This window comes from Actinomadura sp. NPDC049753 (genome assembly GCF_040674655.1).
GTDB lineage: Bacteria > Actinomycetota > Actinomycetes > Streptosporangiales > Streptosporangiaceae > Spirillospora > Spirillospora verrucosospora.
This window is the reverse complement of the sequence record NZ_JBFARL010000237.1, coordinates 1-11,263: the sequence shown is the minus strand read 5'-3', so window position 1 is coordinate 11,263 and position 11,263 is coordinate 1. Positions and strand designations below refer to the sequence as shown.

Genomic DNA, 11,263 nt, shown 5'->3' with positions numbered 1-11,263 from the left:
TATCTCGAGCCGCCCCGCCCGACCGACCTGGACCCGCTGCCGGCGGGCGGCCGCGTCCCGCCCGTCCGGCCGCACGAGCTGCTGCCCGACGACGGCCCGGCGTCCGACCTCGCGACCGCCGAGCTGCTGTGCCAGGTGCTGGACGCCGCGGCGGCCAGGGGGAACGAGCCGTCCGGCGCGTTCCTCACCCCGGTCGCGCTGGCGCCCGCGTTCACGGTCGCCGAGCGCGGCGAGCGGCGCTGGCGGCCCGTGGGGCGTCTGTACGACGCGCCGCAGCAGGCCCGCGACTCGCTGGCCACCTACTTCAGGCACGTGGTGCCCGCGGTGGAGAGCCCCGCCGAGGACGACGTCGCCCGGTTCGCCGAGGCGGCGGAGCTGCTGGAGGACGACAGCCGCCGCAACGGCATCGCCGTCGCGGGCCGCCGCTTCCGCATCGTTCGCATCGAGCGGATCACCCTGATGGGCCCGGACGGCCCCGAGCCGCCCCGCCCGACGGACTTCGACGCCCGCTAGCCCGCGTTTCACAGTTCCGGCCCACTTCGCTCGCCTGGCGGCTCGCTCCGTGACCTGCCCTGGCCGCGGGCGGGCGCGGCGGGTCAGGTGGTGGCCGGGTCGCCGTAGGCGGGCCGGTGCTCCTGGACGGACGCCGCGAGCTGGTCGGCGAGCTCGCCGACGTCGAGGCGCTTCTCGATCTGCCGCAGGTCATCGATCTTGGCCCGGGTCTCGGCGCGGCGGGGCGCCAGCAGGGTGCAGCAGTCCTCGTCGGGCAGCTCGGAGATCGTCAGGGTGCGGATGCGGCGCGCCTGGTCCATGATCTCGACCTTGTCCATGCCGACGAGGGGCCGCAGGATGGGCAGCTCGACGGCGTCGTCCAGCGCGGTGATGTTGGCGAGGGTCTGGCTGGACACCTGCCCGAGCGCGTCGCCGGTGATCAGCGCGGAGCCGCGCAGCCGCCGGGCGAGGACCTCCCCGGTGCGCAGCATCAGCCGCCGCTGCGCGATCACCGCGAGCCGGTCGGCGCCGGACGACTTGATCTGCTGCTGCGCCTTGCCGAACGGCACGACGAACAGCCGGGACCCGGTCTGGAACTTGTCCAGCTCGCGGACCAGCGCGTACGCCTTGTAGATCGACTCGGGGCCGGTGAACGGCATCCCGGAGAAGTGCAGGTAGTCGACGCGCAGGCCGCGGCGCATCATCCGGTACGCGGCGACGGGCGAGTCGATGCCGCCCGACATCAGCACGAGGCCGCGGCCGCTCATCCCGACGGGCAGGCCGCCCTGCCCGGCGAGGCCGCCGGAGTAGACGAACACCTCGTCGCGGTCGACCTCGATCGACAGGGTGTGGTCGGGGTTCTTGAGCCGGACGGGCTGGCCGTAGCGGGCGGTGACGAGCGTGCCGATGTGCCGGTCGAGCTCGGTGGAGGTCATCGGGAACCGCTTGTCGCGGCGCCGGGACCGGACGGCGAAGGAGCCGGTCCGCCCGTCCATGAGCTCCAGGGCGGCGCGCTCGACGCTGGCGAGGTCCTTGCCGACCCGCCAGGCGCGGTGCGCCCACACGATGCCCATGACGTCGGTGATCCGCTGCGCGACCCGCTCCATGGTGGCGAGATCGGCGTCGTGCTTGCGGACGATGAACACGCCGTGCCGGCGGACGACGTCCACCCGGGCGATCGGCCGGACGGCGGTGCGCACGTTGTCGGCGAGGCGGCGCTCGAACTGCTCGCGGTTCTTGCCCTTGAGGACGATCTCGCCCAGTTTGAGCAGCACGCACGGCTCACCGTCGACCGGCGACTGCTCCCGGACGTCCGCCGCCGCGGTGCCGGGCGCGGTGTCGAGCGTGGTCATGCGTGATCCTCCTGGCGGGAACAGGGTAAAGAGGGGACCTCCAGTGTGGCCCAGAGAGGCCAACACCGCGACCCGCATTCCCTGTTCCCGCCCGGCGGGACGATCAGCCGAAGAAGACCTCGGCCTCGGAGTAGCGCTCCAGCGGGACGGTCTTGAGCTCCTTCGTCGCCTCGTCGAGGCCGACGCGGACGATGTCGGTGCCCTGGAGGGCGACCATCTTGCCGTAGTCGCCGTCCTTGACGGCGTCGATCGCCTGGAGGCCGAAGCGGGTGGCGAGGACGCGGTCGAACGCGGTGGGGGTGCCGCCGCGCTGGATGTGCCCGAGCACGGTGGCGCGGGCCTCCTTGCCGGTGCGCTTCTCGATCTCGTCGGCGAGGGCCTGCCCGATGCCGCCGAGCCGGACGTGCCCGAACGCGTCCCGCTCGCCGGTCTGCAGCTGCATCTGCCCGTCGATGGGGTGCGCCCCCTCCGACACCACGATGATCGGCGCGTAGCGGGTCTTGAACCGGCTCTCCACGTACTGGCAGACCTTCTCGATGTCGAAGGGCCGCTCGGGGATGAGGATGACGTTGGCGCCGGCGGCCATGCCGACGTGCAGCGCGATCCAGCCCGCGTGCCGGCCCATGACCTCGCAGATCAGCGCGCGGTGGTGGCTCTCGGCGGTGGTGTGCAGCCGGTCGACGGCCTCCATGCCGATGTTCACCGCGGTGTCGAACCCGAAGGTGTAGTCGGTCGCGTTCAGGTCGTTGTCGATCGTCTTCGGGACGCCGACGACGTTGACCCCGTTGGCGTACAGCTCGCGCGCGACGCCGAGGGTGTCCTCGCCGCCGATGGCGATCAGCGCGTCCACGCCGAGGCCCGCGAGGTTGTCCTTGATCCGCTCGACGCCGCCCTCGACCTTGACCGGGTTGGTCCGCGACGAGCCGAGGATCGTCCCGCCGCGCGGCAGGATGCCGCGCACGGCCTGGACGTCGAGGGCCACGGTGTCGCCTTCGAGGGGCCCGCGCCAGCCGGCCCGGAACCCGACGAACTCGTAGCCGTAGACCTGGACGCCCTTCCGGACGACCGCGCGGATCACCGCGTTCAGGCCGGGGCAGTCTCCGCCTCCGGTCAGCACTCCGACGCGCATGCCGTCACCTTCTCCCGCCACCGGGCTCCTCCCTCGGTCCACGTTCTCAGCCTAGTCGTCGCACGCGGCGGCGCGGGCCCCCACCGGATGCCCCGGCGCGCCGCCAATGGTCTAGACCATAGCCCGTGGCAGGGCCGCGCGGCACTTCGTTCGCGGCGACGGCGCCCTCAGCCGGACGGGACCCGGCCGAAGACGCGGACCCGTCCGCGGAAGGCCGCCGCGACTCCCCCGGGCACGCGCCGCGCCGCGGCCCCGCGCGGGCGCGGCGGGGCCTGCCCGTCATACGACCACCGCACCTCCGCCAGCGCGAGTTCCCGCGCCGCGTCACCGGCGAGACGGTCCCGGTTCTCGCGCGCGAAGTCCCAGCCGTCCCGGAAGGAGCCGCGCGTCGGGCGCTCGGCGGCCCACGCCGCGAAGACCGCCTTCCAGGACGTCCCGTACGAGGCGGACAGGGCCGGCCATGCGCGGGCGACCTCGCCCGCCCGCTTGAGCAGGATCCCGTGCGCGGCGGCCCGCACCGCGTCCGCGTCGAACCCCTCCGGCATCGGCCCGCCCGCCGTCATGGCCCGGACGAGCGCCTCCTGCGCCGCCGCCAGCCCGGTGTCGAATCCGCTCGTGTCGAATCCGCTCGCGTCGAATCCGCTCATGTGACGGGCTCCAGTCCGGAGGCGGCGGCGACGGCGTCCAGCTCGGCTCGCAGCTCCGCGGCGGGCGGGTAGCGGCCGTCGCGCTCCAGCAGGAGGCCGGGCGGGCGGCGCCGCGCGCACAGCTCGGCGACCAGCTCCAGCACCTCGGCGGGAACGGCGGCGGCGTGCGTGTCGTGGTACCGCCCGCCCTCCTCCGAGCCGCCCGCGACGTGGCAGTAGGCGACGCGGTCCAGCGGGAGGCGGTCGAGGAGGTCCGCGGGGTCCTCGCCGCGGTTGCGCGCGTTGGCGTACACGTTGGCGACGTCCAGCAGCAGGAGCGCGCCGGTGCGCTCCAGCAGCTCGGTCAGGAAGTCGGCCTCGGAGTACTCGGCGTCCGGCCAGTCGAAGAGCGCGGCGATGGGCTCGACGGCCAGCGGGACGGGCAGCTCCGCCTGCGTCCGGCGGATGTTGGCGGTCAGCGCGTCCAGCGCGGCCCGGGTGCGCGGCACCGGCAGCAGGTGCCCGGCCTCGACGCCGCCCGCGCGGACGAACGCGACGTGCTCGCTCGCCAGCGGCGCGCCGAGCGCCTCGGCGCAGGCGGCCAGGTGCGCGACGCGCTCGGCGGCCACGGGCTCGGCGCCACCCAGCGACAGCCGCACCCCGTGCGGGACGATCGCCGCGCCGCGGTCGCGCAGCGCGAGCAGCTCCGGGGCGGGCTCCGCCGGGTGCACCGACTCGGCGATCACCTCGGTGAAGCGCAGCCCCGGCAGCGCGCCGACGAACCCGGCGATCTCGGGACGCCAGCCGATCCCCACGCCCAGCCGCATCTCAGCTCCCTCCGCCGCAGCCGCCGCCTCCGCAACCGCCGCCGCCCCCTCCGCAATCGCTTCCGCCGCCGCAGCCGCTCCCGCCGCCGCACGAGCCGCCGCCACCGCAGGAGGAGGACGAGCACACCGAGGCGGTCGAGGAGCAGGAGGAGCCCGAGTGGCCGCCGGAGGCGGCCGCGACCCCGGCCATCTCCAGGTACCGGCCGAGCCCCACCGTCTGGGCGAACATCGGGTCGAGCGCCATGAGCGCGGCCGTGCCGAACAGCGCCACGCCCATGAGCGCGTCGGGCGCCGGCAGCCCGGCGTAGGACGGCTCGTTCGCCGGGTCGAGGGCGCGCCGGGACTCCTCGGCCCGCTCGACGGCCAGCTCGCCCTCCCGCGTCCGCTCGGCGCCCGAGGCGAGGCCGATGGCCCCGAAGCCGAGGCCGATCAGCTCGGCGATCGGCACGACCTTGGCCGGGAATCCGCTGAAGGCGTCGTTCATGACGAAGGCGACGAACCCGAGCATCATCCAGCCGAACATGACCGCCTGGAGGTTGCGCAGGCGGCGGCGCCCGGCCGGCGCGAGCACCATGCCCTGCGCGGCGAGCCCGTCGCGGAGCTGGTCGAGCGCCGCGCGCACGCCCGGCTCGGCGGTGAGCTCGGCGAGCGTCCCGGCCCGCAGGTGGGCGACCGCCCCGAAGACCGCCGCGTCCAGCGGCGTGCCGGCCGCGCGCGGCCCGGAGGCGGACGGCTCGGTGGCCAGCAGCCTGCCGTCGGCGTAGGCGTCGACGGCGCCGTCCAGCCGCAGCGCCGTGATCGAGGCGGCGATGGCGTGGCGCCCCCCGCCCCGCAGGTAGGCGACCTCGTAGGGATGCAGGTCGCGCGCCGGGGGCCTGCCCCGCCGCACCGCGGCGCGCATCCTCCGCAGGATCGCCAGCAGCACGAGCCCGACCAGGAGGTGGGCCGCGAGGAACCCCAGCGCGGGCCCCAGGATCTCGTCCGCCATGACGCGCTCCCGTCGCTCTTCGCCTTCTGGCGTTGAGACGCAGGCGCCGCCGCGGCGGTTCGCCCCGCGGCTACTCCTCCTCGTCGAGGCCCTTCTCGATGGCGTAGCGGACGAGTTCGACGCGGTTGTGGAGCTGGAGCTTGCCGAGGGTGTTCTGCACGTGGTTCTGCACCGTCCGGTGGGACAGGACGAGGCGCTGCGCGATCTGCTTGTAGGTCAGCCCCTTCGCGACGAGGCGCAGCACCTCGGTCTCGCGTTCGGTCAGCCGCGGCGCGTCGTCGTCCTCGCGGGCGGGGGCGGCGGCGAGGCGGCGGTACTCGCCGAGGACGAGCCCGGCGAGCCCCGGGGTGAAGACGGCGTCGCCCTCGCCGGTCCGCCGGACGGCGTCCAGGAACTCCTCGCGGGCGGCGGACTTGAGCAGGTAGCCGGTCGCGCCCGCCTTCACCGCCTCCAGGACGTCCTGCTGCTCGCCGCTGGCCGACAGCACCAGCACGCGGACGGGCGGGTCGGCGGCGGCGAGGCGCCGGGTCACCTCGACCCCGCTGAGGTCGGGCAGCTGGAGGTCGACCACGGCCACCTGCGGTCGGGCGGCGGCGGCGATGCGGACGGCGGCGCGGCCCTCCCCCGCGGTCGCGACCACGTCGTGCCCGGCCTCGCCGAGGTCGCGGGCCACCGCCTCGCGCCACATCGGATGGTCGTCCACGACCATGACCCGGAGAGGCCGGAGGGGAACGTCGCTCACGGTCACACCCTAGCCCGCGGCACGGTCATCTCGACCTCGGTCCCGTCGCCCTCCGCGGAGACGATCGACACGGTGCCGCCGAGGTCGGCGATGCGGCCGCGGATGGACTGGGCGACGCCGAGCCGCCCGTCCGCCGCGGCCCGGTCCAGCCGCCCGGGGGGCATGCCCGGGCCGTCGTCGCGGACGCTGACGGTCACCTCACCCTCGCCGTCCTCCAGCAGGACCCACGCGCGGGCCCCCTCGCCGCAGTGCCGCCGGACGTTGTCGAGCGCCGCCGCCACCGCCGCCCCGACCTCCCCGGCGGCGTGGGCCGGCAGCCGCACCTCCGTGGCGGGCGTCGACACCGTCACGGAGGTGGAGGCGTGCCCGGTCAGCAGCGCTCGCAGGTCGGTGCCGCCGTCGGAGGCGTCCGGGGGCGGAGCCGCCGGGCCCGCGCCGACGAGGGAGCGCAGCGCCGCCTCCTGCTCGCCCGCGAGGCGGCCCAGCTCGGCCGCCTCGCCGCCGAGCTCGCCGCCGCGCCGCTGCACCATCGCCAGCACCTGCAGCACCGAGTCGTGGATGCGGCGTGCCAGCCGCTCCCGCTCCCGGGTCGCCGCCTCCAGCTCGACGGCCCGCGCCAGCCGCGCCTCCGCCTCTCGCGCCAGCCGCACGACGTGCCCGACGACCAGGCCGGCGAAGAACAGCAGCACGATGCCGTTGAACGTCGTGCCGCCGATACCGCTCGTCCCGGCGGCCGCGTGCACCATCAGGTTCGCGGCGGCCAGGACGGCCGCGGCCACGACGCCCGCCCGCCGCCCGCCCGCGACCGCCCACGCCAGCACCGCGGCCGCCACCCACGACACCGGCAGCGTCGGGCGTCCGGCGGAGATGTTCCCGGCCTTCTCCACCCACGCCGTCGCCAGCACGCACCCCGCCGCGACGGCGAGGTCGGCGGCCAGCAGCGGCCGGCCGCAGCGCGCCCGGCCGCCGGGGCCGAAGGCGAACGACGCGTAGCCGGTCCATCCGGCCATGAGGGCGAGGACGGCCCATCCGCCGAGGGGGTGGGCGTAGCCGCCGTGGTTCATGGCGATCACGACCGCGGCGTAGCACAGGGCGAGCCCGCGGTAGACGGCCACGGCCCGCCACAGCGCGGTCTCCAGGCCCGTCCCGCGCGGCTCAGCCGCGGTCACTCAGCCCTCCGTCGTCGTCCTCGACGGGACGCACCTCCTTGCCGGCCAGCTCCGCCTTCACCTCGGCGGAGTACCGGTCGACGTACTCCTGCCCGGACAGCCTCTGGATCGCCATCATGATCTCGTCGGTGATCTCGCGGAGCACCTCGTGGTCGTCCTCGCGCCCGTAGTAGCGGGAGAAGTCCATGGGCTCGCCGAACCGCACGCCCGGCCGGATCCCGAGTCGCGGGTACGGCCTGCCGGGCGGCATGAGCTCGAACGTGTTGACCATCGCCATCGGGATCACCGGCACCCGCGACTTCAGCGCCAGCCGCGCGACCCCCGTCTTGCCGCGGTACAGCCGGTTGTCGGGCGCCCGGGTGCCCTCGGGGTAGATGCCGAGCAGCTTGCCCTCGCCGAGGATGCGCAGCCCCGTCTGCAGCGCCGCCTCGGCGGCCGAGCCGCCGGTCCGGTCGACCGGCACCACCCCGACGCCGGTGAAGAACCCCTTGCTGATCAGCCCCTTGATCCCCCGGCCGGTGAAGTACTCCTCCTTGCCGATGAAGAAGATCGGGCGCATCAGCGGCAGCGGGCCGAAGAAGTGGTCGGCGAACGACAGGTGGTTGCTCACCATCAGCGCCGGCCCTCGCTTCGGGACGTTGCGCGCCCCCCGGTTCCGCGGCCACCACAGCAGGTACATGACCGGGGAGAGGACGATCCTCAGCAGGATCCAGAACCAGAGCATCGTATGCGGGTACCTTTCCCTCGGACCGGACGCCCCCGCGCGGGCGTGCCCCGGTCCTGGCCGACGGGAGATGATGGGACATCCTCCCACTCTCCGTCCCACCGATCTACCGACCGGTACCCCTCACCGGGACCCGGCCGCCCCGGCGGCGGGCCGGGAATAACCGTAGGCTCGGAGCGGTAAATCTCAATCGGGTGCGCCGGGGGGCTTGTCCCGGGCGGCGCAGCGAATACCGTGGGACACACGTTTCGGGGTGTCCGGGAGTGCCTCCACGCGGGGCGACCGGGCACCACATGTCAATGGGGGGAGCGGAGGCCGCCATGCCGGTGCTGTCGGTCACGCCGGAGTCGTCGAAGGAGCCGGCCCCGTGAATCGCCGTGGCAATGGACTGTCAGCGGAGACCTACGCCCCACTGGTCGACCTCGCGCCGCATCTCGCGGACGCGATGCTGTCGGCGCTCGGCGAGGCGGGCGTCGCGGCCTACGCGGCGTCCCCGTCCGGCCTGCCGGAGATCGCCGAGGCGGCGGCGGAGCCGGTCGCCGGCGACGTCCTCGACCGGCTGTACGTGGACGTCGACATGAAGCCGGCCGCCGAGGGCATCCTGCGCGTGCACCTCGCCCGGCTCCGCGAGGCCTCCGCCCGCGGCGCCGACGGCGACCGCGACGGCTCCGAGCTCGCCGACGCCGACGTGCTCGACCCCGAGCGCGCGGACGCCGACCGCCTCGACGCCGCGGAGCGCGCCGGGACCGGTCTCGCCGACCCGGGCGCCGGCCAGGCGGGCGCCGCCGCCGAGCGCGACGAGGACGCCATCTGGGCCGAGATCGTCGCCGGGTACGACGCCGTCCCCGAGGGCGACGAGGTCCCGTGGCCCGACGAGGAGAACATCCGCGAGCCCGCCGACCCCCCGGGCGAGGGCGAGGACCGCACCGGGCGGCTGCCCCGCGCCCGCGTGATCAAGCCGGCCGAGGAGGCGGTGTTCCCGCCCGGCGACGACGATGACGACGAGGGGCACTACGTCCCGCCCCCTCCCCCGCCGCTGCCGAGCGCCGACCCGCTCACCAAGGGCGCCTGGATCGCGCTGATCGGCGGCCCCGTCTACCTGCTGGTCACCGTCATCCTCGACTGGGAGGTCCCCGGCTGGGCCGCCTTCCTCGCCGTCGCCGCGTTCATCGGGGGCTTCGTCACCCTCGTCCTGCGCATGGGCGACGAGCCCCGCGACCCCGACGACGGGGCCGTCGTCTAGGGCGTCCCCAGCTCGGCCAGCACGGGCCGGTGGTCGGTGGCCAGGGCATGGTCGCCGGCCTCGTCGGCCGGGACCCCGCACGCGGTGATCCGCACGGCGGGGTCCGCGAAGACGCCGTCGATGCGGCGCTTCGGGGCGCGCGCGGTGAAGGTGAGCTCCCCGCCCGCCGGAGCGACCGCGTAGGCGTCCTGGAAGCGGTCCGCCAGCAGCGACCACGACGGGCCGCCCGGCTCCTCGTTGACGTCGCCCGCGAGCACCACCGGGGCGCCGTGGCGGTCGCGGGCGCGGTCGAGGTGGGCGAGGATCTCGTGGACGTGCCGCAGGCGCGGGCCTTCCGCCAGGTCCAGATGGGTGCTCGCGGCGATCAGGCGGGCGCCGCCGACCTCCAGGACGGCGATCGCGAGGGCGCGGCGGTGCAGGCCCGGGTCCGGGGTGAGCAGGTGGAACTCGCGGGCCACGCGGCGCACGTGCGGCGCGGCGAGGACGGCGAGCCCGCAGGCCCGCCGCCCCGCCGCGATCCGCAGGCCGCAGTCCCGCGCCAGGCGGCGGCGCCGCAGCCGCCATCCCCAGAAGCGCGGGACCTCCTGCACGCACACCACGTCCGGGGCGTTCGCGCGGACGACGCGGGCCACGGCGGCCGGGTCGTCGCGCAGCGACCGGACGTTGTAGGAGAGCAGCCGGACGGCGGCCACGCCTAGACGATCACGTCCTGGAACGGGCGGACGCGCGCGAGGTCGGCGGCGCCGACGATGCCCGCCGCGGAGCCCAGCTCGGCGATCCGGATGTCGGGCAGCGGGCGGTGGCCGCGGCCGGTCAGGGCGTCCTCGAACGCGGCGCGGACCGGGTCGAGCAGCAGGTCTCCGGCGTCCGACAGGCCGCCGCCGATGATGAAGGCGCCCGGGTCGAGGATCGCGCTGAGGTCGGCCAGGCCCTGGCCGGCCCAGTGCGCGATCGTCCGGAAGCACTCCAGCGCCGCCTTGTCGCCCTCCCGGGCGGCCTGCGACACCTCGGGGCCGCTGATGCCCTCGGGCCGCCCGCCGCCGAGCTCCAGGAGGCGGCCCGCCATCGCGGGCGCCACCCGGGCCAGGTCGCGCGCCTCGTGCACGAGGGCGTTGCCGCTGGCGTACTGCTCCCAGCAGCCGCGGTTGCCGCAGCCGCAGCGGCGCCCGTCCGGGACGACCCGGAAGTGCCCCATCTCCGCGCCGATGCCGAAGCGGCCCCGGTAGAGCTCGCCGTTGATGATGATGCCGCCGCCGATGCCGGTGCCGAGGGTCACCAGGACGAGGAAGTTCTCGCCGCGCCCGGCGCCGAACCGGGCCTCGCCCCACGCGGTGGCGTTGCCGTCGTTCTCCACGACCACCGGCAGCCCGACGAGGCTCTCCACCTTCTCCTTGATCGGCTCGTCGCGCCAGGCGAGGTTCGGCGCGAACAGCACGGTGGAGCGGGTCTCGTCGACGAAGCCCGCGGTGCCGAGCCCGACCGCCGCGACCTCCTCGTACTTGCCCTTGAGCAGGTCGACGACCTCGGCGATGGTCTCGGCGGTCTCCTTGGGGTTCGTCGAGGGAGTCGGCCGGCGGACCTTCTCCAGTATCGTCCCCCGGTCGTCGACGACCCCCGCGGCCACTTTCGTGCCGCCCACATCCACGCCGATGGTCAGGGTCATGTAACCCTTCCTCCTCCTCGCGTCGCCCCTGGCTGGAGCCACTCCCGCTCTACCCGATGTCGATGGGGCCGCCGGTGGCGGCCGACCACGGGTCGCCCGGATCGGGACGTTCCGACCGATCGGACGTACCCGCCCGCGCGCCCTCCGACGCCTCCGGCGGCCCGGTCCGGTCGGACCCGCGCGTCCGGGGGGACCCCTGCGCCCGGTCGGGCGCGCGGGGCGCCGATGCCCTGCGCGGGAAGATCCGGCGCCCCCGGTTCCAGGACGCGCACCTCGGCTCCGGTGAGCACCGCGGCGCGGACGGCGAC

General features: G+C 75.4%; 13 protein-coding genes. 3 read left to right on the top strand and 10 right to left on the bottom strand.

Translation table 11 applies throughout. From position 1 onward, the window contains the following. On the top strand, positions 1 to 513 hold a 513-nt coding region (locus AB0K37_RS36270), incomplete at its 5' end, for a DUF5954 family protein (RefSeq protein WP_363989066.1). 83 nt (positions 514 to 596) lie between these two features. Here the strand turns inward: AB0K37_RS36270 and thiI are convergent. From thiI to AB0K37_RS36230, 8 genes are all read right to left on the bottom strand, one after another. Then, positions 597 to 1,844, bottom strand: coding sequence for a tRNA uracil 4-sulfurtransferase ThiI (thiI, locus tag AB0K37_RS36265; RefSeq protein ID WP_363989064.1), 1,248 nt, complete (start codon positions 1,842 to 1,844; stop codon positions 597 to 599). 103 nt (positions 1,845 to 1,947) lie between these two features. Next, positions 1,948 to 2,973: a 6-phosphofructokinase gene (locus AB0K37_RS36260; protein ID WP_363989061.1), complete on the bottom strand. Its 1,026-nt coding sequence runs from the start codon at positions 2,971 to 2,973 to the stop codon at positions 1,948 to 1,950. A gap of 167 nt (positions 2,974 to 3,140) precedes the next feature. Next, positions 3,141 to 3,620 carry a hypothetical protein gene (locus AB0K37_RS36255; RefSeq protein WP_363989058.1) on the bottom strand — a complete coding sequence of 160 codons (480 nt, stop codon included), beginning with the start codon at positions 3,618 to 3,620 and terminating at the stop codon, positions 3,141 to 3,143. Continuing rightward, positions 3,617 to 4,426: a DUF692 family multinuclear iron-containing protein gene (locus AB0K37_RS36250; protein WP_353834741.1), complete on the bottom strand. Its 810-nt coding sequence runs from the start codon at positions 4,424 to 4,426 to the stop codon at positions 3,617 to 3,619. The genes AB0K37_RS36255 and AB0K37_RS36250 overlap by 4 nt, the downstream gene beginning before the upstream one ends. A 1-nt stretch (position 4,427) precedes the next feature. Further along, on the bottom strand, positions 4,428 to 5,414 hold the full coding sequence (locus AB0K37_RS36245) for a TIGR04222 domain-containing membrane protein (protein ID WP_363989055.1): 987 nt from the start codon (positions 5,412 to 5,414) through the stop codon (positions 4,428 to 4,430). Between the two features lie 70 nt (positions 5,415 to 5,484). Further along, the gene (locus tag AB0K37_RS36240) at positions 5,485 to 6,123 is read right to left on the bottom strand and encodes a response regulator transcription factor (RefSeq protein WP_363989068.1); all 639 of its coding nucleotides are present in this window, start codon (positions 6,121 to 6,123) and stop codon (positions 5,485 to 5,487) included. A gap of 35 nt (positions 6,124 to 6,158) precedes the next feature. Beyond that, positions 6,159 to 7,325 (bottom strand): DUF5931 domain-containing protein, encoded by a 1,167-nt coding sequence (locus tag AB0K37_RS36235; protein ID WP_363989052.1) that lies wholly within the window; start codon positions 7,323 to 7,325, stop codon positions 6,159 to 6,161. Next, entirely contained in the window at positions 7,312 to 8,049 is a 738-nt protein-coding gene (locus tag AB0K37_RS36230) for a lysophospholipid acyltransferase family protein (RefSeq protein ID WP_345185877.1), read from the bottom strand. The genes AB0K37_RS36235 and AB0K37_RS36230 overlap by 14 nt, the downstream gene beginning before the upstream one ends. Positions 8,050 to 8,416: 367 nt before the next feature. Between AB0K37_RS36230 and AB0K37_RS36225 the strand changes: the two genes are divergently transcribed. Beyond that, entirely contained in the window at positions 8,417 to 9,292 is an 876-nt protein-coding gene (locus AB0K37_RS36225) for a hypothetical protein (RefSeq protein ID WP_363989049.1), read from the top strand. Here the strand turns inward: AB0K37_RS36225 and AB0K37_RS36220 are convergent. Both AB0K37_RS36220 and AB0K37_RS36215 read right to left on the bottom strand, forming a co-directional pair. Next, positions 9,289 to 9,984 carry an endonuclease/exonuclease/phosphatase family protein gene (locus AB0K37_RS36220; RefSeq protein ID WP_363989047.1) on the bottom strand — a complete coding sequence of 232 codons (696 nt, stop codon included), beginning with the start codon at positions 9,982 to 9,984 and terminating at the stop codon, positions 9,289 to 9,291. The genes AB0K37_RS36225 and AB0K37_RS36220 overlap by 4 nt on opposite strands. A 2-nt stretch (positions 9,985 to 9,986) precedes the next feature. Continuing rightward, complete coding sequence (locus tag AB0K37_RS36215) at positions 9,987 to 10,955, bottom strand: ROK family glucokinase (protein WP_363989045.1); 969 nt, start codon at positions 10,953 to 10,955, stop codon at positions 9,987 to 9,989. 62 nt (positions 10,956 to 11,017) lie between these two features. Between AB0K37_RS36215 and AB0K37_RS36210 the strand changes: the two genes are divergently transcribed. Further along, the coding region (locus AB0K37_RS36210; RefSeq protein WP_363989042.1) for a hypothetical protein at positions 11,018 to 11,263 on the top strand (246 nt) is incomplete at its 3' end.

Excerpts from the sequence above, each read along its gene's own strand:
- thiI (WP_363989064.1), bottom strand. The coding sequence starts at position 1,844 with ATGACCACGCTCGACACCGCGCCCGGCACCGCGGCGGCGGACGTCCGG.
- AB0K37_RS36255 (WP_363989058.1), bottom strand. The coding sequence starts at position 3,620 with ATGAGCGGATTCGACGCGAGCGGATTCGACACGAGCGGATTCGACACC.
- AB0K37_RS36250 (WP_353834741.1), bottom strand. The coding sequence starts at position 4,426 with ATGCGGCTGGGCGTGGGGATCGGCTGGCGTCCCGAGATCGCCGGGTTC.
- AB0K37_RS36230 (WP_345185877.1), bottom strand. The coding sequence starts at position 8,049 with ATGCTCTGGTTCTGGATCCTGCTGAGGATCGTCCTCTCCCCGGTCATG.
- AB0K37_RS36245 (WP_363989055.1), bottom strand. The coding sequence starts at position 5,414 with ATGGCGGACGAGATCCTGGGGCCCGCGCTGGGGTTCCTCGCGGCCCAC.
- AB0K37_RS36215 (WP_363989045.1), bottom strand. The coding sequence starts at position 10,955 with ATGACCCTGACCATCGGCGTGGATGTGGGCGGCACGAAAGTGGCCGCG.
- AB0K37_RS36260 (WP_363989061.1), bottom strand. The coding sequence starts at position 2,973 with ATGCGCGTCGGAGTGCTGACCGGAGGCGGAGACTGCCCCGGCCTGAAC.
- AB0K37_RS36240 (WP_363989068.1), bottom strand. The coding sequence starts at position 6,123 with ATGGTCGTGGACGACCATCCGATGTGGCGCGAGGCGGTGGCCCGCGAC.